The organism is Candidatus Sungiibacteriota bacterium (assembly GCA_016432465.1).
In the GTDB taxonomy this organism is placed as follows: domain Bacteria; phylum Patescibacteriota; class Minisyncoccia; order Sungbacterales; family HO2-52-23.
Genome location: CP066690.1, coordinates 25546 through 45953 on the forward strand (window position 1 = coordinate 25546; position 20408 = coordinate 45953).

Consider the following 20408-nt stretch of genomic DNA (forward strand, 5'->3'; position numbering starts at 1 on the left):
GCGAGCCTCGCTTGTGGCGGGAAGACCACGGGCTCGGGAAGTCAGACTTCCCATGGGAAGTCTGACTTCCCGTGGGGCTTCATACGATTTTTCTGTATCCAGTTCCTGCGGGGATAAGACGGCCAATAATAACGTTTTCTTTAAGACCCCGCAGTCCGTCAACTCGTCCGCGCACCGCAGCGTCAATAAGCACACGGGCGGTTTCCTGAAAGGAGGCTGCGGAAAGAAAACTTTCCGTGGATAAGGCAACCCGTGTAATGCCCAAAAGAAGCTGGAAAGCGGTGGCCGGTTTTTTACCGGCCCTAACGGCCGCAATGTTGGCGCGCCGTAACTCGCGTTTTTCAACCACCTCACCCTCGCTAAAACCAGTGTTGCCCGCGTCTTTAATACGTACCCGGGAAAACATCTGGCGCACAATAATTTCAATATGTTTATCGTGAATAGGCGCACCCTGCAGGGAGTAAATCTTTTGCACTTCTTTAATAATATAGCGCTCCGTCATTGACTGTCCTGCTAAACGGAAAAGTTCGCGCAAATCCGCATGCCCTTCCGACAGTAAATCTCCTTTCTTAATCTTCTGACCAGCTTCCACCAGAATCCCGGTGGCCGGCGGAATAGTAAATTCTTTTATTTCCTCTCCTCCTCCAAGCAACTTAAGGAGTGACTTTTTCTTGGTTTTGGCGACGGCAGGTTCCGGTTCAGCGCGAACTTTTATAATTTTCTCGCGTCCCGCCTCCATGATTTCAACCACTTCTCCTGCCACTTCAGCCAGTATCGCTCGCCCTTTGGGCGGACGAGCCTCAAAAATTTCTTCTACCCGAGGTAAACCCGTGGTTATATCGCCGCCCCCGGCTACTCCTCCGGTGTGAAAAGTACGCATGGTAAGCTGCGTTCCGGGCTCCCCAATGGCTTGCGCCGCAACTATGCCCACCGCTTCGCCGGGTTTAATCGGTATATTGTTACCCAGATCATAACCGTAGCAGGCTTGACACACGCCACTTATGCTCCGACAGGTAATGGGAGAACGTATTTTTACACTCTCAATTTTTTTGTCGTTAATAATACGCGCTTCGTCCCGCTCAACCAGCTTTCCGCCGAGAATCAGCGTAGTTCCAGTGGCCGGGTCTTTGACGTCATCAAATAAAATTCTTCCAAAAGCGCGACGGCCCAGAGTCTTATTGATTTCCTCGGAGTCTTTAAACGTGACTTCAAAACCTTGTTTGGTTTTGCAATCTTCTTCAGTAATAATAATATCTTGCGCCACGTCCACCAGACGACGGGTTAAATATCCTGCCGCCGCAGTACGAAGCGCTGTATCTGCAGTGCCCTTGCGGGCGCCATGGGTTGAGATGAAATATTCAAGCACATTGAGACCTTCTTTATAAGAAGACAACACCGGCAGTTCAATGATCTTACCGGCCGGATTCACCACCAATCCCTTCATACCTGACATCTGACGAATCTGTGTCCAGGAACCACGGGCCTTGGCATCCACCATGCTGTAGATAGAACCGGCTTTGTCCAGGGCCCCCGGAACAAGCGTAGTAATTTTATCCACCACCCCCTGCCATACCTCAACAATACGGTCATACTTTTCTTTTTCCGTAAGAAGGCCGCGTTGATACTGATCAACAATCTTGGTCACCGCATTTTCGGCGGTTTTTATCATCTCTTTTTTTTCTTGGGGTATAACCAGGTCATTCATGCCCCAAGAAATACCGGATTTAGTGGCATACTCAAAACCAAACTTTTTGATGTTATCCAAGATGGGGGGAGTGTTTTGAATACCGTAGCGCTTAATGACTTGGGCAATAACTTCGGCCAGATCCTTATTTTTCAACTGCTGGTTAACAAATGGAAAATCAGAAGGCAAAGCTCGGTTTAACAAAATCCGCCCTACCGAGGTTTCCACTAAACCGCTAATATCTTTAGGAACCACAGCGCCTTCATCTAAAATCTCTTTTTTTGCAAGACGGACCTTGATACGCGAGCGCAAGTCCAAGATGCCAAAATCATAAGCCAACACCGCCTCTTCGGCCGAAGGAAATGTTTTTCCTTCTCCCCTGGAACCTTCCACCATCGTGGTCGCAAAATAGCTGCCCAACACCATATCTTGAGTTGGATTTACAATGGGATCACCCGTGGCCGGTTTTAAAAGATTTTTAGCAGAGAGCATAATATCGCGTGCCTCCACCTGTGCTTCGTCGGTCAAAGGAAGATGTACAGCCATCTGGTCTCCATCAAAATCGGCATTAAATGCGGGGCAAACCATGGGGTGGATTTGGATGGCGTCCCCTTCAATTAATACCGGCTGGAAGGCCTGAATACCAAGACGATGCAGTGTGGGCGCACGGTTTAATAACACATATCTTTTTTTAATAACTTCTTCTAAAATCGCCCAGACGTTGGGATCTTGATCTTCTATAAGGCGTCCGGCGCCGCGTATATTATGAGCCAATTCCCGTTCAATCAGACGACGAATCACAAAAGGCTTAAAAAGCTCCAAGGCCATTTTTTTTGGTATACCACATTCCTGTAACTCCAGTTCCGGACCAACCACAATCACCGATCGCCCTGAATAGTCAACGCGTTTTCCCAAAAGGTTTTGACGGAAACGTCCTTGTTTACCCTTAAGGATATCAGCCAAGGACTTCAGGGGTCGCCGTTGGGCCTGACTGGCTACCGGAGCCATGCCCCTTCTAATGGAATTATCAATAAGGGCGTCAACCGCCTCCTGCAGCATTCTTTTTTCGTTTCTGGTTATGACCTCGGGCGCATTTAATTCAAAAAGTTTTTTCAAACGATTGTTGCGGTTGATAACACGACGGTATAAATCGTTCAGGTCCGAAGTTGCGTAACGCCCGCCATCAAGCTGTACCATAGGCCTAAGGTCGGGAGGAATAACCGGTATCATGGTTAAAAACATCCATTCCGGGCGGACCCGCGCTCGTATCATGCCTCTTATTATTTGTAAACGCCTTAAGGTTTTACGCTTAATCATGGGTGGCTGATCTAGATATTCTGTTTCCAGGGCCGACTTCAACTTTTCAAGGTCAACACCCTCAAGGATTTTTCTTAAGGCCTCTGCGCCAATAGCGGCCTCAAACACTTCTCCAATTTTTTTGCTTAAACGATGGTACTCAACTTCGGAAATTACCTGATGGATGTGTAAACCACGCAGCTCTTCCTTAATCCGCTCTTTGGTGCTTTTCAGCTGAACCAATTCTTCCCCTTTGATATTTTTTGATTTTATGCGGAACTCGCGCTCAATTTCTTCAAGCGCCCGTAAACGCACCTCTTCATCAACCCTGGTTACAATGTAGCCGGCAAAATATATCACTTTTTCCAGATCATTTACCGATACGTCCAGCACTAGTCCGATTTTGGAAGGCACGCCGCGGAGAAACCAGATATGGGAAACCGGTGCAGCCAATTTTATATGACCCATCCGTTCACGCCTGACGATAGCCCGCGTAACCTCTACACCGCATTTATCGCAAACAATTCCTTTATAACGTATCCTACGGTATTTGCCGCAGTAACACTCCCAATCTTTTGTTGGTCCAAAAATACGTTCATCAAAAAGACCGTCGCGTTCGGGTTTGGCGGTGCGATAATTGATAGTTTCGGGTTTAGTAATTTCCCCGTGCGACCACGACAAAATATCCTCGGGTGAGGCAAGTTTAAGTTTAAGACCGCTAAAATCTATAGCTGAAGCTAACTCCATATAAAATAAATACGCAAAACTTATTTAACTTTTTGACGCTCGCGGTCCGCTTTTAACGCCGGCGCTGGCTTTTTATCTTCCTGACTTTCTTTATAAACAGTTTCCACGTTAAGCGCCAAACCCTTTAATTCGTTGACTAAAACATTAAACGAGGCCGGTAAGTTGGGATTTTTAATCTTCTCGCCGTTGATAATGGCTTCGTAAGTGGAAGACCTGCCCAAAACATCGTCTGATTTTATGGTTAACATCTCCTGCAGAGTATGTGCGGCTCCGTACCCTTCCAGAGCCCAAACCTCCATTTCTCCAAATCTTTGTCCGCCAAACTGCGCTTTTCCTCCCAGGGGTTGCTGAGTAATAAGTGAATAAGGACCTATGGAACGCATATGAATTTTATCTTCAACCAAATGTATTAATTTTAGAATATACATGTAACCTACCGTAATCTTTTGGCCAAACCTTTCACCTGTACGGCCATCGACTAAAGTTATCTTTCCGTCTTCGGGAAGACCCGCTTTTTTTAACTCATCCTTGATTTCATGTTCCCCAACTCCATGCAGGGCCGGAGTTATAGCACGGTATCCGAGTTTATAGGCTGCCCAGCCCAAATGCGTCTCAAGAATCTGTCCCAGATTCATACGCGAAGCCACACCCATAGGATTTAAAATCATATCCACCGGCGTTCCGTCTTCCAGGTGAGGCATATCTTCTTCCGGAAGAATTTTGGCAATTACGCCTTTGTTTCCATGCCGCCCGGCCAGTTTGTCGCCCACCGCCACCTTTCTTAACTGTGCCACGTCAACCTGCACCCGCTTAATTACTCCAGCCTCCAGTTTATCGCCCTGCTCCCGGGAAAATATTTTAACGCCCACCACGCGGCCTCTTTTTCCGTGCGAGAGACGAAGTGAAGTATCTTTAACATCTCTGGCTTTCTCGCCAAATATAGCCCGAAGCAGTTTTTCCTCCGGTGTAAGGTCTGATTCTCCTTTGGGAGATATCTTGCCAACCAAAATGTCTCCGGAGTGCACTTCGGCGCCAATCCGTATAATTCCGTCTTCATCAAGATTCCTTAGTTTTTCTTCTCCAACGTTAGGTATGTCGGGGGTGGTAATTTCCGGACCAAGTTTAGTGTCCCGAACATCTATGGAAAAATCTTCTATATGTATGGAGGTGTAAGTATCATCTTCCAACAAACGTTCCGAAATTATGATGGCATCCTCATAGTTTGTCCCGGACCAGGAAAGAAAGGCGACCAGTACATTTTGGCCAAGCGCCAATTCCCCTTCTGCGGTGGAGGAACTGTCCGCCAGCACGCATCCTTTTTTAATCTTGTCGCCCTTTGAAACAACCGGCCACTGCCTGATAGCGGTAAAAGCGTTGGTTCTTAGAAATGACACCAAAGGATAATCGTGGATTTTATTGTTTTTACTTTTTATGGCAATATGCCGCGCATCTATTTCTTCCACCACGCCGTCTTCTTGAGCAACTATGACCCTGCCCGAATCGCGTGCGGCGCGCGGCTCCATCCCGGTTCCCACCAAAGGCGCAAAGGAGCGAACGCAAGGAACAGCCTGACGCTGCATATTTGAACCCATCATGGCGCGGTTGGCATCGTCATGCTCAAGAAACGGAATGAGGCTAGTAGCAATACTTATGGCCTGTTGGGGAGAAACATCAATATAGTCAACATCTTCCCGACTCACTACGCCGGGAGATCCGTGCGCACGCGCCTCTACCCGTTCTTCAACAATGTGGCCGCTATCGTCAACCGCAATTCCTGCGTGGGCAATGTTATACTTTATCTCTACAGCCGCATTTAAATACTCTACTTCATTAGCAAGCTTCCCGCTCTTTACCTTAAGGTACGGCGTTTCAATCAAACCAAGAGCATTAAGGCGGGCATATCCTGCCAAATGCCCCACTAAACCAATATTGGGGCCCTCCGGTGTTTGGATTGGACAAATTCTTCCGTAGTGCGAGGGATGAACGTCCCGAACCTCAAAGCCGGCGCGCTCCCTTTGCAGTCCCCCCGGACCCATAGCCGAGAGCCTGCGTTTATGCTCCAATTCGGAAAGAGGATTTACTTGATCCATGAACTGCGAGAGCTGGGAAGAGGTAAAAAATTCTTTAACCGCTGCCGTAAAGGGGCGAGCATTTATCACCTGTGCCGGTGTTAACATAAAAGGATCAAGGGTTGACATTCGGTCGCGAACAATTCTATTCATCCGGGCCACACCCACACGCAGTTTGTTTTGCAGCAGTTCTCCCACTCCTCTGACTCTACGATTTCCCAAATGATCAATGTCGTCTGCCGGCGCATCACCGCTATTATTTAGACGGATGACTTCCTTGAGCACCCCCGTTATATCAGCTAAATCTAAAATCCTATTTTTGGGATTTTTGGGGTCTTTTTTTAAATCAAGACGCTGATTAAATTTATATCTGCCAACTTCTGCTAAATCATAGCGGTCGGAGCTAAACATGGAGTTAATAAGAGAACGGGCGTTATCAACCGTGGCCAGATCCCCCGGACGAATACGCTTATAAATTTCTATAAACGCCTCATCCGCATTTTTGGACGGGTCGCGCTCCAAAGTTTTTTTAATATAAGGTGTTTCTCCGGAGTCTACGTCCTTAAATATGTCCAGTATGGCGTCATTTTCCAGCGAGCCAAAGATGCGTAAAATAGCCGTGGCCGGAATTTTTCTTTTACGGTCAATTTTGACATTGATCGTTCCGTCAGAGTCAGTCTCAAACTCAAGCCAGGCGCCGCGGTTGGGAATAACCTTTGCCCCAAAATATCGCTTACCGCGCACAGCATAATTAGTGAAATAAACGCCCGAAGATCGGATAAGCTGCGAGACCACCACACGTTCCACGCCGTTTACAATAAAGGTGCCCCGCGGCGTCATCAATGGAAAATCGCCCAGATAAATTTCCTGCTCTTTTACCTCTTTGATTTTTTTGTTGGTAAGCCGGGCCTTAATTCTTAAGGCCGCCTCGTACGACAAGTTGTGATCTCTGGCCTGCACTTCGGTATACTTTGGTTCGTCCAACGCATAACTCACAAACTCAAGCACAAACTCCTGACCTCCGAATTCTTCTTTAACAGGCGACACCTCGTCAAAAAGCTCTTTCAGGCCCTGATCAAAAAACCATTGATATGAATTCAACTGAACCTCCGCCAAATTGGGAAGTTCAATAGCAGGGGGTTTATAAAGAGAAAAATACTTTTTTTCCATGAAAAATTGGACAAAAATATAATACACCCCAATAAACCCTCTATTTAGGGGTTAACAATCAACTTTGCGATTGCTATTTAGGCTCGCAAATAGTCTTAAAGTTTATTTAAATATTCTGAAACAGCCTAAAACAATCAATCTGAATATATATCAATAATACTCCAGCCCTTAAAATTAGTCAAGGGGTGTGCATGTGGATAACTTATTACGCGTAAAGGGGGGTCAGGGTGAAGCAAATATTTGCCAATCCCGCCTTGTTCTGTTAAGCTCAAGACAATGGGTTTTATTTATAAACTTGTTGCTAAAGTAATACTAAACGCCGTGGCCCTTTATATTGTGGGGCGGTATTTTCAAAATTTTCAACTGGGTGGAGGCATAGAGACCTTGATTGTCGCGGCCTTGGTGCTTGCGGCCCTAAATACCTTTCTTAGACCCATTCTAAAACTTGTGAGCACTCCTCTTCTCTGGGTTACATTTGGACTCTTTAACCTGGTGCTTAACATGGCACTCCTCTGGATAGCAGATAGCTTATTAACACAGCTCGCCATAAATGATCTCACAACGCTCTTTTGGACATCAATTTTGATTGCTTTAGCTAATTCTTTCTTCTAATTAACATATTGCATGGGCTTTATTTTTATTTTTCAAATAGTCATATCCCTGCTTCTGGTTGCGGCGATTTTATTCCAACAGCGAGGCGGTGGCCTCTCTCCGGTTTTTGGGGGTGAGGGCGGCGTATACCGCACCAGACGCGGTATTGAAAAAACAGTGCATCGGGCAACGGTTATTCTTTCAATTCTTTTCTTGCTGACAGCCCTCCTGAATATAATCCTTAGATGAAATTAATTAAAAAATACTTACGATCTTGTATAAAAGAAGTGAGATTTCGGCGCATCCTGCGCCGCTGGAAACTTTTGAGTTTCCGTAAACTGCTTTACTTTCCACATATCCTTAATAAAAAAGAGCGGCGTTTTTTTTATTCTCTTACCCTGCTTGTAATCATCAGTGGACTGGCGATTTTTCTGCGTATCTATTTCAAGGTCAGCTACCCGGTAGCGCAGGTCGGCAAAACTTATACTGAAGGGGTGCTTAAAAACCCCAGAACCATAAACCCGGTCTATGCCACCCAAGACGCAGATCGCGACTTGGCTCGGCTCATTTTCTCAAGTATTTTAATTTACAATTCTTCCGGTCAGGTAGAACTGGACCTAGCGGAGTCCTTGGATATAAGCCCGGACGCCAAGGCATATACCCTGACTCTTCGCAAAAACGTCTTTTGGCACGATTCTGAACCTCTGACCGTAGATGATGTTCTTTTCACTATAAAAACTATACAAAACCCACTCTATAAGAGTCCACTGCGAGCAAATTGGCAGGGAGTTGATATAGAAAAACTGGATCAGTCAACTATCCGTTTCACACTCCGTACGCCGTATGCGCCTTTTATTGAAAATCTAACCTTGGGTATTATTCCTAAACATCTTTGGGAAAAAATATCACCGGAGCAGGCCCTGCTGCACGAACTTAACCTGAAACCGGTTGGCTCCGGGCCGTATAAATTTGAAAGATTCAAACAGGCCAAGGACGGATCAATAATTTGGTACCGCATGCAACGCAATTCGCAATATTATCGGGACGGACCATACCTTAATAAAATTATATTTGTTTTTTTCAAGACCGAGGAGGAGCTTATAGCCGCTTGGCGCAAGAGAGACATAGAGGGATTTGGCCCGGCACCAGCAAATATTCTGCGTGAAGTTGGAGAAAGATCCTCCATCCGCACTATAAAAATGCCGAGGATTTTTGGCGTATTTTTTAATGAAAAAAAATCACCGCTTCTGGGCAGGGGGCCCGTTAAAAAGGCGGTGGTACTGGCCATTGACCCAACGGTCGTGGCCAGAGAATCCATCTCTGGCGAGGCAATTCCTACAAGTTCTCCCTTACCTTTTGTAAACATAAATAGTGACGCCGGTTTGGAATTTAACCCTGATGCTGCAAGGAAATTACTTAAGGAGGACGGTTGGAAAGACGAAGACGGAGACGGTATACTGGATAAAAAAGCGCGCCAAAAGGGGAAAGACGTCCTGACCCCCCTTCGTTTCACCCTTACCACTTCGGACTGGCCAGATCTTGTAAGGGGCGCAGATCTTATAAAGTCTATGCTGCGTGAGGTGGGTATTGACGTTGTGGTTGAGAAAAAAATCTTTACGGAGCTGGAAACTTCGGTAATACGGCCACGCAACTTTGAATTACTGCTCTTTGGACAGGTATACGGATATGAGACTGATCCCTTTACCTTCTGGCACTCTTCACAAATTAAGGATCCCGGACTTAATGTTACGCTTTATAGCAACAAGAGGGTGGACGGGCTTTTAGAAGAGGCGCGCCGTACCTCAAATCCTGATCTTCGCGAAAAGAAGTATTTAGAATTTATAGGGCTCCTGCAAAAAGACATACCCGCTGTTTTTCTTTACTCCCAACTTTATTTATATCTGCTTCCGGACAGCCTCAAGGGCGCAGAGATAGAAAAAATTTCACTGCCATCGGATCGTTTTAACCAAATCAACAAATGGCATAAAAAAACCAAAAGGGTGTTTAAGTAATACTACATGTACATAGCATCTAGTGCAGTGGAAGAAATATAAAAAGCGAGCGAAGCGAAGCCCCGAACCGTATCGCCGAAAGCGATTCTGGTTCTGGGGTATCACGGGGATGGTGAATAAAAAAACCCCGGGGTTGGCAGTAGCTACCTGAAAGGGCTACCGTTCCCCAGGGGCCAGAGGACGGATTCCAACCGCCTCTGACATTATTCATTATATCAAACCCACAGAATTTGTCAATAGGCAGAAAAGTGGCTTATCCGCCGGAGGCGGACCCGCCTCTGGCGGGAAATAGGGATAAGCTGGCACTATAAAATCCGCGTGATATTTTGTAAGCTTCAAGAAGCAACAGAGGTGTCATGGGACATGGGGCTAGAGTATGGATTTTGACCTGATTGAAGTTTGACTTCAATCAAAAAGAAATAGAAAATCCCAGTGGGTCAGTGAATAAGAACTAGAAGTGTCATGGGGCGTAGGGGAAAAAAAGAGCACCTCCATTGGAAGTGCCCGACCCAGGGCCGGTAGTTCCGGCATTCACCCCCTCGGTCTTGTCCGAGGGGCGTGGGAGGTGCAGAGTGCTCGGGCTTCAATCCCTGGACTTATACCCCGGCTCTCACCTCTACATCATACATTATATCAAACCCACAGAATTTGTCAAGCACTGCTTGCATCCAAAATTTAGATATGCTATAATGGAAGTAAGCTCTTGGAGAGCGCCCTTGGGAAGTCAGACTTCCCTTACTAAAGGACTTTCTCCAAGGGATAAATCTCTCAATAAATAACTACTTTTTAGTTTTTACTATTTTAATTTAACCGTCTTAAAAATATTAAGGAGGCGGGGACGTGGTGAAATTGGCAGACACGCAGCGTTCAGGGCGCTGTGAGCGCAAGCTCATGAGAGTTCAAGTCTCTCCGTCCCCATCAGTATTATTTAATCTAAATAAAATAAAATAATGACTCCATATAAAACGCTTGCCCGACGTCCGATGCCAAGGATGCCGGAGTTTAAAATAGCGCCTCAAAAATCAAGAGGCCATCTTAAATTTGTGCCGCTCGGAGGGTGCGGAGAAGTAACGCGCAGTATGTATATCTACGAGTATGATGATGATATTGTCATAATTGATATGGGACTGCAGTTTCCCGAGGAAGATATGCCGGGTATTGACTATTTAATACCAAATGTTGAGTATCTCAAGAACAAAAAGAGGAATATCCGCGGGGTAGTAATTACCCACGGCCATTATGACCATATCGGCGCTATCCCCCATCTTCTGGATGTTCTGGGCAACCCGCCTATTTATACCACGGCTCTTACGCGCGGCATGATTCTAAAACGACAGGAGGATTTCCACGGATCCCCCAAGCCTAAAATTGAGGTCATAACTCCGGAGTCGCGCCTGAAACTTGGCTCTTTTGCGATTGAGTTTTTCCATGTCAACCACAACATTCCCGACTGCGTGGGTGTGGTTTTAAAAACTCCTGCCGGTACTATGGTGCACACGGGAGACTTTAAATTTGACCATACGCCTGTTAACGAAAAGCCGGCAGATATATCCAGAATATCCCAGATAGGAAAAGACGGGGTTTTAATGCTGGTGTCGGAAAGCACTGATGCCGAGCTTCCCGGACATCAAATTTCTGAAACCGACGTTCAAAAATCACTGGAGGAGATTTTTAAAGCAGCCCGCGGCCGCATAATTGCGGCTACTTTTGCTTCTCTTCTTACGCGTATCCAGCAGCTGATTTGGCTTTCGGAAAAATATGGACGCAAAGTGCTTATTGAGGGCTACAGCATGAAGCAAAACGTGGCTGTGGCGCAGGAGCTTGGTTATTTAAAAGTAAAAAAAGGCACGTTTATCACCAGTAAAGAACTGGACAACTTTAAGGACGAACGCGTAACAATTGTCTGCACCGGCGCGCAGGGCGAGGATCATGCCGTTTTAATGAGAATTGCCAACAACGAGCATAAAACCATTTCACTAAAACCAACCGATTCGGTGCTTTTCTCCTCCTCGGTCATTCCCGGAAATGAGGCAACAGTACAAAGGCTTAAAGACGTACTCTATAAAAAAGCGGCCAAAGTTTATCACTACGCCACTATGGATATTCACGCCGGAGGACATGCCAAGCGGGAAGAACTTAAACAAATGATTGATCTCATTAAACCCAAATACTTTATACCCATTCATGGAAACTACTTTATGTTAAAACTACATGCCGACCTTGCCGAAAACTCCGGTATACCCAGACAAAATATAATGATCGCCGAGGATGGAGACATAATAAATATCGGCAGGGATGAGATTAAAAAACTAAAAGAGCGCGCGCCAACAGATTACGTTATGGTGGATGGTTTGGGCGTGGGCGACATTAAAGAGGTCGTATTGCGCGACCGCCAGCACTTAGCAGAAGACGGGATATTTGTTATCATAGCCATAGTAGATTCCCAAACCGGCAAAGTACGGACGAGTCCCGATATAATCTCCCGCGGATTTATTTACCTAAAAGAGTCGCAGGAGCTCCTGAAAGAAGTACGCCACAAAGTTAGAAAAATTGTTGAAGATACAACCACGGGCGGAACTCATCCCGTCAACTGGACGCATGTTAAAGATAATTTGCGCGAGAAAATTGGACAATTTTTGTTTTCCAAAACAGAACGGCGTCCCATGGTGCTTCCGGTTGTAATTGAGGTATAAACTAAAGCTTATAGGAATTAGCTTGTAGCTTATAGACGAAGGGCCGTCTACCTACAAACTACCAGCTAAAAGCTATCTTCCCTCGTGAAAACGTTATTAAGCGGCATACAACCTTCCGGAAACCTGCATATTGGAAATTATCTGGGCGCAATTAAGCACTGGGTGGAACTCCAAAAAAAATATCGCGAATTTATTGCGATCGTGGATTTGCACGCCATAACCGTGCCTCAAAATCCAAAAATACTTTACCAAAAAACGCTGGAAATAGCGGCGCTTTTGCTTGCCTGCGGAATTAATCCTAAAAAATCAATACTCTTTGTCCAGTCACACGTGCCGGCTCACACTGAACTTGCCTGGATTTTAAATACTTTGACACCAGTGGGAGAACTGGAACGGATGACACAGTTTAAGGAAAAGCAGGAGAGATCAGGAGCCTTGGCCGGCCTTCTTAATTACCCTATTTTGCAAGCAGCTGATATTCTTCTCTACCGCCCGGATGTCGTGCCAGTGGGTGAAGACCAGCTCCAGCATATTGAATTTACACGGACTCTTGCGCGGAAATTTAATAATCGTTTTGGTAAAACATTCAAGGAACCAAAAGCTTTACTGCAAAAAGACGCGGCGCGCGTTATGGGACTGGATAATCCCGCAAAGAAAATGTCCAAATCAGCTCCCAGCCCCAATAATTATATTGCGCTTTTTGATTCACCCGCCCAAATCCGCAGAAAAATTAAAATCGCCGTTACTGATTCCGGCAGCGAAGTGCGCTATGACCAAAAAATAAAGCCGGCTATTTCCAATCTTATGACTATTTACTCCGCCTTTGCCGGACTTTCCCGCGCCCAAATTGAGAAAAAATACCGAGGAAAGGGTTATGCCGAGTTTAAAAATGATCTGGGAGAACTTTTAGTAAGGAGGCTTGCACCCATCCAAAAAAAATACCAAACCCTTATCAAAAATAAAAAAGCGCTCCTTGCTATCTTGAAACAAGGAGCCAAAGAGGCAGACAAAACCGCTTCCGTAACGCTTCGTCTGGTCAAAGAACGAGTTGGATTTGTGAGTTGATACAATATTTCAGTGTCTGCCAAGTATGTCGCGGAGTCTTACTCTCCGACCATCACAAAGATAAATCTGGGGCTCACCACGACAGATCTGATTTTTAAGATCTCCGGGCAACTCTACCTCGTCCAGCACTTCATCTATTTTCCGCAGAAGTTCATCAACCGCTTCGGAACATTGACCCCGATGTCTGGTCGGTAACTTTATTCTCTTACTTTCTTGGCCGTCTTCGGGGCCCCCGCATGGAGGTATTTTCTGGCTTTGACGCATTACTTAAACCCACTTTTTCTCAATTCTAGCATCCTAAAAACAAATTGACAACAGGCCAAGTTATATTAAAGTAGATATTGGTCTGCCGGAAGGACTCACAGATGGAAAAGAAAATCATAGTAGGCTCTGACCACGCCGGTTTTGAGCTCAAAGAAGCAGTTCTGGCCCGTCTTCAATCATTAGGGTACACGCTACAAGATCTGGGTGTTAAATCGTTAGAACCCGCTGACTTTCCCTTAATTGCTGAAACAGTTTGCCAGGAAGTAGTGCGCCAAAAAGCTTATGGTATCCTAATCTGCGCAAGTGGACTGGGTATGTGCATTGTGGCCAATAAAATTGACGGCATTAGGGCAGCGCACTGCGAATCCATTTGGAGCGCACGGGAAGCTCGGGAACGAGTTGACGTCAATGTTCTTTGCCTAGGTGGACGATCTCTGGGCCGGGCTCTGGCCTTAAGCATAGTGGAAACTTTTCTACATTTTGAGTTTTTGGCCGAAGAAAGATATCAAAGAAGACTGGCAGAGATCACCGAACTTGAGACGCGCAATTAAAGTTGAACTACTCGGCAGCAAGGGAAGTCTGACTTCTCAAGCTGCCGCGTTTTCTGTCGGACGAAAGATAAAACCGCCACAATTTATTCTTCCAGAGACCTGCATACTCCACCCCTATTCTTTTTCCTCGCCTGATTTGGCGGGGATTTATGTTAGTGCCGCGATCCTCAATCCAAAGGCCGCTCGTTTTTATTGCGGGTTTTCCGTTGAAACGTTTATTAATTTTGAAACAGCGGCATACCTTTCCCGGTCCAATGATATGTAATACCCCAACATTCTCAAGTTTGTTGGTGTGTTGTGATGGAATGACTACCGAACGCACCAATAAGGCGGCGGGGTACCCCTTTCTTTCGGTCACGATATTAAGACAGTGGTGTATTCCGTAAATAAGATAAACGTACCAGCATCCCGGCTTGTCAAACATTACTTTAGTTCTCTCAGTCTTTCCGCGGGAAGCATGCGAGGCCTTGTCTTTCGGTCCCACATACGCTTCAACTTCTGTAATCATACCCGCGACAGTTTTTTTACCTATTTTCCGCACCAAAAATTTACCCAATAATTCTTGGGCAACTTTAAGCGTAGGACGGTTAAAAAATGTTGGCAAAAGAACTTTTTTCATTCAACGTCTACATAATCATTTTGAAAAAGAGACCGGGGTTTCCAGTCTCACGTAAACTACTTTTTGATTATTACTTCAACTTCATGAAGTGCAATTCGGACGCCTTTCGGATAGCCATCAGCACCAAATATTACCTCCAGCTTATCAGGGCTTTGTGCGTGTTTTACAAACCAACTGCCATCGGGTTGAAGTATGGCAATCATGTGATCCGGAGTATATGCGGTTACCGAGTCCCTATCTTCGTCACACGACCACGCCTTAAACCCTATTTTCCCGAAGTACGAATACACCCCAAGCGTCATTCCGTTGTTATGGGTGTAGAACCTTCTGGTACCAATGATAACGAGCTCTCCATTTTTTGTTTTCACTTCAATTTTAGCATAAGGTCCGGTATCTGTACGTTCTGTCCAACCCTGACTTGATTCATCCGGCACCATGCCAACCGGCAAAGGAACACACTGATTTGTTGTAAGTGCCAATACAGGAGAATTTGCTACCAACAGCAGGATTGTGATTGTGAAGCTCAAAAGAATTGGTCTAAACATTATAGAGCCTCCTCAATGTAGCAATTCTCATCCCCGCCCATTATTGTCCATCAGCTTTTTTGTGTCAAGGGCCCAAAGTATCTGAACTTATACAGAAAAAATAGGTTGTGGTGGTGCCACCTCAACCTTATTCTTAATCGCTGCGCTACCCGTCAGATGCTGTATCCCGCTCCTCGGAGCTTCTCCTCAATTTCGCTGAGGGGTTTCCACACACCTAGCCGAGCAAACGATTCTTGGATAACTCTTATTCTTTCATCCGAGTTGAAACGCAAGAAGTCATGAATCAATTCTTCTTCCTCAACAGTTCGTATTGGATGATTCGCGTTGGAAAGCGGCTGGGCAATAAGTAATTTGAAATCCCAATACTCTTTGCCAGAAACAATAATTCTCTTTCCAGCCTCCGTCTTACCGCAAACCACACAAATCCTTACTTCTGGTCTGGTGTCATCATAATCCACTACGGGGTCATAATAACCGAAATGTCCTGGATTATGGATAATAAGCTGGTGGGGACATTTTTCCTGAAGTTCCTTACGGAAATCCCGTTCTTGTTTGGACAACTCTTCAACCATCTGGTGGTTGGCGATAATTCTCTCGCGCAGCGTCATCAACTCTTGACTTACCCGTAGCATCGTCCTCCTCCTTTTCGGGGTCTCTCTTGACCGATAACTATCCATAGTATACAAAAGTTACTCGAAAAAATCAAGCCACGCGAGTATTTTTGAATATGCTTTTTTGTTTCCGTCAGAAGCACCTCGGTCGTAGAGCAATTATATTATCGAAACTTAATTTTACCCTCCTTCATTTCTTTCCAATGTTCGGGAATACCTCCCTCTATCTCAACCGTTTCCACCACTTCTCGTTCAACTCCAAACTTTTTGATTACAAATTCTTTAAGTGTCTCTTCAACATTTTTGTTATTTATATAAGCTTTTTTGAGCGCCTCCCAAACGTCGCCAAGTTCGTTAAATGCTTGCGGATCAATCCAACCCTTGGGATTTCTTTCCGAAATCTTTTTCTTGGCATCAATAACAGCTCTACTATCAACGTATAACATATCTGATGTGAGGACTATTTTCATAGTTGTATTTATAGTATCTATATCTTGCCTTAAAACTTATCACTGAGTGGCGCTCCCGTCGGGATTTGAACCCGAGTTACCAGGCCTTGCCCTCCCACCTTTTACTATCGGTGTGAGTCGGTCTAGAACTACCTGATATGAGGTATCATAAGGCTTTTTCGCGCTCTTTTCCAGAGGGCGATTTGATGGGGGTGGTCGGGTAAGTTACTTGATAACGATGCCAAAACTGGTAAAATCAGACCAGATAAGACATTCGGCGTGAAGGGAGATCTTTAAAAAATGCAGAAAGTGAACATTTATGAGTTACCGCTCGCGTTTAACGTTTGCGATCAGCTTCTTAGAGAGATTGAACAGTCACAACGGTGGTCAATGGCGCATGTACTGATGAATCCCAAAGCATGGTCATTACTTCACGAACACCATCGAGTGGATGAAGCATACATCATAACCCATGGCAGTGGTCATCTGATTCGTGGAGACACTGTATTTGCTGTCCAGGCAGGAGACGTTTTGTGGATACCACGACATACCCGTCACAAGCTCATCAATACTAGCGCAACTAGTCTTGAGCATTTAGTTTTAGCCGCGCCACCTTTCGATTCGGCAGATGTTTACCTGGATGAGAGTTGGGGCGATCCGAAAGCAACCCCTCAACCATTTGTGCAACCACCGGTGGATGACTGTTTTGACGGGGCAAGGATTATTGCTTACGAATTAACTGGTGTGGCGAGCATCGCATTTGGTTGGGTTATGGCTGACCCAACACGGCACAAACCGGCCCACTATAACAAGGATATAACGGAGTGGATATGTGTAGTTGAGGGTGGCGGCTTTATTGAGGTTGATGGCGTTTCTTACCCTATCCGGCGTGGAGATTGGATTCGCATTGATCCGGATGAGAAACACGCTCTACGAAACAGAAATGACCAACACATGATTGTCGTCTGCATCTGCACACCATGTTTCAAGATGGAAGATGTGCATTACAAGTAAAACACATGAAGCCTCACTGCGTATTGTAGCGAGGCTTTTTCTTTTGAGGAATCACGGTCGCGCAACAATCTGAGAGCGCCCGGTCTTTCGAACGGGCGCTCAAGCTACCGGGAGATTTTGAACGACGTTAGAACCTACTTTGAGGGTATCAGAAACTGGCAACCCTTTCCAGATTTCAGCAAGGTTTTCTCATAAAAAAGATTGGTGCGCGGGAGGAATCGCTTGCTTTGATTTTCTATGCATTTCGTTTTCTAGCGATCTACTTTTTCATACATCCGAAAAGATAAAAATAGGGACTTCTTATGAAGCCCCACAGCTATAGATTATGGATCAACGCACCCCAATTCTATCTAACCATTCACCAGATGATTCTAGAGCCCTGTTGTTTTCGTCAACTCGTACGTTATCCCATGGTTTATCAACGCGCACCTTACCGTACCAATGGTAAAGTTCAGCCTCCGCATCAGGGTGGCGGTCTAGATAGCGGTTGAGCCAAGATCTCCAGCAACGAATCACTACTTTGGCGACACACCGATATAGGAATGCAAACGCGATCAGAATTAGCGCACCCTCAAAGAACGTAATATCTCTTAACATGATGTCCTCCATCATTCCAGTTACTGCGGACAGCATATATCATCGCGGATTATATTGCAAGAGCATCCTATTTAGGTTCGATTTCCCACTTCTCTCCAACAAAATAACCGCGTAGATTGCGGTTATTTTATCACAGAAGGTGTCTTTTCAGGAATGCTCTGCCAGAGCCAGATTTGAGGTATTTCTCGAAAGCAAGCGCCTTCTTTTTGTCGTTGAACGTGCAGTACCACACTAATTTCCACGGACGTTTACGCGAGGTGTAGTCGTCACCTCCTTGATTATGGACTTTCAATCGTTCCTTCAAATCTTCTGTAAATCCTTTATACAAACTTCCATCTTTTAAACTTTTTGTTATGTAGATGTAATACATAAAAAAACATGCCCGCCTCCGCACAAGGCTACGGCGGGTCCTTCGCTCTGCTTAGGAGCAGTAGTCTTTCAAGTACATTAAAGGCGGCTGTGCCGGCCGAAGCTCTGAGCAGAGCGAAGAGCGAAGGACGGCCCCAATGGGATTCGAACCCATGATCTTCTGGATGAGAACCAGATATCCTAGACCACTAGACGATGGGGCCACAAAGATAGATTTAGTTTTATAATTTTAAACATAACTCTCCGCGTTTTCAAGTCTATTGATATTTACTATATGGTATGTTATAATACAATTAGTGCGGGCTGGATGCCCCAGTCCCGTAACTGCCCGCGAGTACCGGGCAAAGGAGGTTAGTCATGGGTAACGCCACGAGAACTGGCGGCGCATTGGCCAGGTTGATCGCGCTTTCGGCAAGTGCGATCCACCTTGTCCAAGAAGGTCACCGCGACAGTTCCCAGATCGCAGACCTCCTGGAGGCGCTACAGGCCTTCAAGGAAGGACGAGTTGACCCTTACCTCAACCGGCCAGCTTTGAGGCCAAACCAAGTACTGTGCTTGTGCCAGTTGAGGCCGGGGACGACAATTCACGAGCATTATACGAGTAGGTACGAAATATGCTGCATGGTGCTATCTTTTCCGTACGTCAAGTTTCTTGGGGGAAAGCCCACATGGTGGATCACTGTCCAATATCCAGATAAATCGACTCAGAGCATATCGTTGGCAGATAGTGGTGTAGTACCCTATACTGACGGCATGTGGAATGATTCAAGCTGGTTAAGCTTTGATGGTCAACCTGATCTCCACTCCCGAAACTGCCGTTACTTTCACTTTCAAAAGAAGTAGCAAAAATCCGGGCAGGGTGGGTATTGAACACACCCTGCCCTTTTTTTATCCACGCCCCAGCCGCCAGAGGCGAGCGATGCTGGGCCACTGGCGGCTGGCGGACGAAGGATAAAACTCCGGGCTTAACCGGAGTTCCAACTACCCAACTGTTACTCCTCGCAAAAAGGCAGCCGCTTCTTCGGGAACGATATTATTGATATAAAGTCCCGTTCCCCATTCAAAGCCACCGAGACGAGTAATACGCGGGACAAATTCAAAGTGATGGTGAAATTGTGGAAACTCTACCTCACCGTTACGTAAAAGACCGTTATGCAGGTAGAAGTTATACGCTGGCGGCGGAGTAGTAATCTTAGCGAGACGTTTAGCCACTTGATTCACTACTTCCACAAGACCCCGAATGTAACGTGGCGCACTTTCTTCGTAGCGCGGAATGTGTTCTTTGGGAAGAACCCAGATTTCAAAGGGTGAGCGGGAAGCAAGAGGAGTTAGAGCAACCGCATAGTCGTTGGCGAAAAATATGCGATCCCGGTACTCCATTTCCTGACGCAGGGTATCACAATATACACAAGAATTCTCGTCGTTATAATAACTTTCGGCGTCCTTAAATTCCTTCTCAATCAGCGGCGGTACAATGGGTAATCCGATCAACTGACAATGGGAGTGTTCAAGCGAGGCTCCGGCAGCCCAGCCTTCATTTCTGAAAATTAAGATGTACTGGAAACGCTTGTCTCGTCGCAAATCAAGAATACGTTCCCTAAAGGCCCAAAACAAATCATTGGTGCGCTCCAAAGAAAAATCAGCAAAAAATTCATCGTGTCGCGGCGTGTCAATAATAACCTCATGCGCCCCAAAACCGGGCAGTATACGAAAGACGCCAAACTTCTGCTGCTGCAGGGGTATTCCTCCGGGAATGGCCTCAATGGATACGGCTGGAAATTTATTGGGAACTATGCGCAGAGACCAATGCCCTTCTTTTTTATATTCAAGAATGGTTGGCTTGGGGGTTTTATCTTCGTTCCCGGGACAAAAGGGACATTTCTTGATACGTTCCTCAAGGATTTCGGGTTCTTTTCTCTCGGTAGAACCATCCGTAACCTCCCCCGGCCGTAAATGCCGTATTGGCGCAACAATACACCAGCGATTCGTGGATTTTTCACGACGAAATTCTGAAAATCTTCCTTCTGGCATTTTTTGTTTCCTCCGGGAGCTCTTCTCACTA

General features: G+C 45.8%; 18 protein-coding genes and 2 tRNA genes. 9 read left to right on the forward strand and 11 right to left on the reverse strand.

Going from position 1 to position 20408, the window contains the following annotated elements:
• Window positions 1–79: 79 nt before the first annotated feature.
• Window positions 80–3727 carry a DNA-directed RNA polymerase subunit beta' gene (gene rpoC / locus HYW89_00140; protein QQG45339.1) on the reverse strand — a complete coding sequence of 1216 codons (3648 nt, stop codon included), beginning with the start codon at window positions 3725–3727 and terminating at the stop codon, window positions 80–82.
• A gap of 20 nt (window positions 3728–3747) precedes the next feature.
• The gene (locus tag HYW89_00145; GenBank protein QQG45340.1) at window positions 3748–6966 is read right to left on the reverse strand and encodes a DNA-directed RNA polymerase subunit beta; all 3219 of its coding nucleotides are present in this window, start codon (window positions 6964–6966) and stop codon (window positions 3748–3750) included.
• A 276-nt stretch (window positions 6967–7242) separates the two neighbouring features.
• Here HYW89_00145 and HYW89_00150 point away from each other — a divergent pair, with 276 nt between their 5' ends.
• The 6 genes from HYW89_00150 to trpS all read left to right on the forward strand — a co-directional run bounded on the left by HYW89_00150 (window position 7243) and on the right by trpS (window position 13327).
• Window positions 7243–7578 carry a phage holin family protein gene (locus tag HYW89_00150; GenBank protein QQG45341.1) on the forward strand — a complete coding sequence of 112 codons (336 nt, stop codon included), beginning with the start codon at window positions 7243–7245 and terminating at the stop codon, window positions 7576–7578.
• 12 nt (window positions 7579–7590) lie between these two features.
• Window positions 7591–7806 (forward strand): preprotein translocase subunit SecG, encoded by a 216-nt coding sequence (gene secG / locus HYW89_00155; GenBank protein QQG45342.1) that lies wholly within the window; start codon window positions 7591–7593, stop codon window positions 7804–7806.
• Window positions 7803–9569 carry a peptide ABC transporter substrate-binding protein gene (locus HYW89_00160; protein ID QQG45343.1) on the forward strand — a complete coding sequence of 589 codons (1767 nt, stop codon included), beginning with the start codon at window positions 7803–7805 and terminating at the stop codon, window positions 9567–9569. The genes secG and HYW89_00160 overlap by 4 nt, the downstream gene beginning before the upstream one ends.
• Window positions 9570–10403: 834 nt before the next feature.
• Window positions 10404–10487, forward strand: a tRNA-Leu gene (locus tag HYW89_00165).
• Between the two features lie 32 nt (window positions 10488–10519).
• Complete coding sequence (locus HYW89_00170) at window positions 10520–12262, forward strand: ribonuclease J (protein ID QQG45344.1); 1743 nt, start codon at window positions 10520–10522, stop codon at window positions 12260–12262.
• Between the two features lie 84 nt (window positions 12263–12346).
• Window positions 12347–13327 (forward strand): tryptophan--tRNA ligase, encoded by a 981-nt coding sequence (trpS, locus tag HYW89_00175; GenBank protein QQG45345.1) that lies wholly within the window; start codon window positions 12347–12349, stop codon window positions 13325–13327.
• A 9-nt stretch (window positions 13328–13336) separates the two neighbouring features.
• Here trpS and HYW89_00180 read toward each other — a convergent pair whose 3' ends face one another.
• On the reverse strand, window positions 13337–13591 hold the full coding sequence (locus HYW89_00180) for a hypothetical protein (protein QQG45346.1): 255 nt from the start codon (window positions 13589–13591) through the stop codon (window positions 13337–13339).
• A 101-nt stretch (window positions 13592–13692) separates the two neighbouring features.
• Here HYW89_00180 and HYW89_00185 point away from each other — a divergent pair, with 101 nt between their 5' ends.
• The gene (locus HYW89_00185) at window positions 13693–14142 is read left to right on the forward strand and encodes an RpiB/LacA/LacB family sugar-phosphate isomerase (GenBank protein QQG45347.1); all 450 of its coding nucleotides are present in this window, start codon (window positions 13693–13695) and stop codon (window positions 14140–14142) included.
• A 7-nt stretch (window positions 14143–14149) separates the two neighbouring features.
• Here the strand turns inward: HYW89_00185 and HYW89_00190 are convergent, their stop codons facing one another.
• From HYW89_00190 to HYW89_00205, 4 genes are all read right to left on the reverse strand, one after another.
• Complete coding sequence (locus tag HYW89_00190; protein QQG45348.1) at window positions 14150–14761, reverse strand: DNA-3-methyladenine glycosylase; 612 nt, start codon at window positions 14759–14761, stop codon at window positions 14150–14152.
• A 56-nt stretch (window positions 14762–14817) separates the two neighbouring features.
• A complete protein-coding gene (locus tag HYW89_00195) occupies window positions 14818–15306 on the reverse strand; it encodes a hypothetical protein (protein QQG45349.1) in 489 nt (162 codons plus the stop codon).
• A 152-nt stretch (window positions 15307–15458) separates the two neighbouring features.
• Complete coding sequence (locus HYW89_00200) at window positions 15459–15938, reverse strand: hypothetical protein (protein QQG45350.1); 480 nt, start codon at window positions 15936–15938, stop codon at window positions 15459–15461.
• Window positions 15939–16081: 143 nt separating this feature from the next.
• Entirely contained in the window at window positions 16082–16387 is a 306-nt protein-coding gene (locus tag HYW89_00205) for a hypothetical protein (protein QQG45351.1), read from the reverse strand.
• Between the two features lie 369 nt (window positions 16388–16756).
• Between HYW89_00205 and HYW89_00210 the strand changes: the two genes are divergently transcribed.
• Window positions 16757–17380, forward strand: coding sequence for a cupin domain-containing protein (locus tag HYW89_00210; GenBank protein ID QQG45352.1), 624 nt, complete (start codon window positions 16757–16759; stop codon window positions 17378–17380).
• Between the two features lie 330 nt (window positions 17381–17710).
• On the opposite strand, the gene HYW89_00215 is transcribed toward HYW89_00210, so the two are convergent.
• From HYW89_00215 to HYW89_00225, 3 genes are all read right to left on the reverse strand, one after another.
• Complete coding sequence (locus HYW89_00215) at window positions 17711–18013, reverse strand: hypothetical protein (GenBank protein ID QQG45353.1); 303 nt, start codon at window positions 18011–18013, stop codon at window positions 17711–17713.
• A 94-nt stretch (window positions 18014–18107) separates the two neighbouring features.
• Window positions 18108–18347 carry a GIY-YIG nuclease family protein gene (locus tag HYW89_00220; GenBank protein QQG45354.1) on the reverse strand — a complete coding sequence of 80 codons (240 nt, stop codon included), beginning with the start codon at window positions 18345–18347 and terminating at the stop codon, window positions 18108–18110.
• Between the two features lie 128 nt (window positions 18348–18475).
• Window positions 18476–18549: transfer RNA gene (locus HYW89_00225), tRNA-Glu, on the reverse strand.
• Between the two features lie 581 nt (window positions 18550–19130).
• On the opposite strand from HYW89_00225, the gene HYW89_00230 reads away from it, so the two are divergent.
• Window positions 19131–19301 (forward strand): hypothetical protein, encoded by a 171-nt coding sequence (locus HYW89_00230; GenBank protein QQG45355.1) that lies wholly within the window; start codon window positions 19131–19133, stop codon window positions 19299–19301.
• A 26-nt stretch (window positions 19302–19327) separates the two neighbouring features.
• On the opposite strand, the gene HYW89_00235 is transcribed toward HYW89_00230, so the two are convergent.
• Window positions 19328–20377, reverse strand: coding sequence for a DUF4931 domain-containing protein (locus HYW89_00235; protein ID QQG45356.1), 1050 nt, complete (start codon window positions 20375–20377; stop codon window positions 19328–19330).
• Between the last annotated feature and the right edge of the window lie 31 nt (window positions 20378–20408).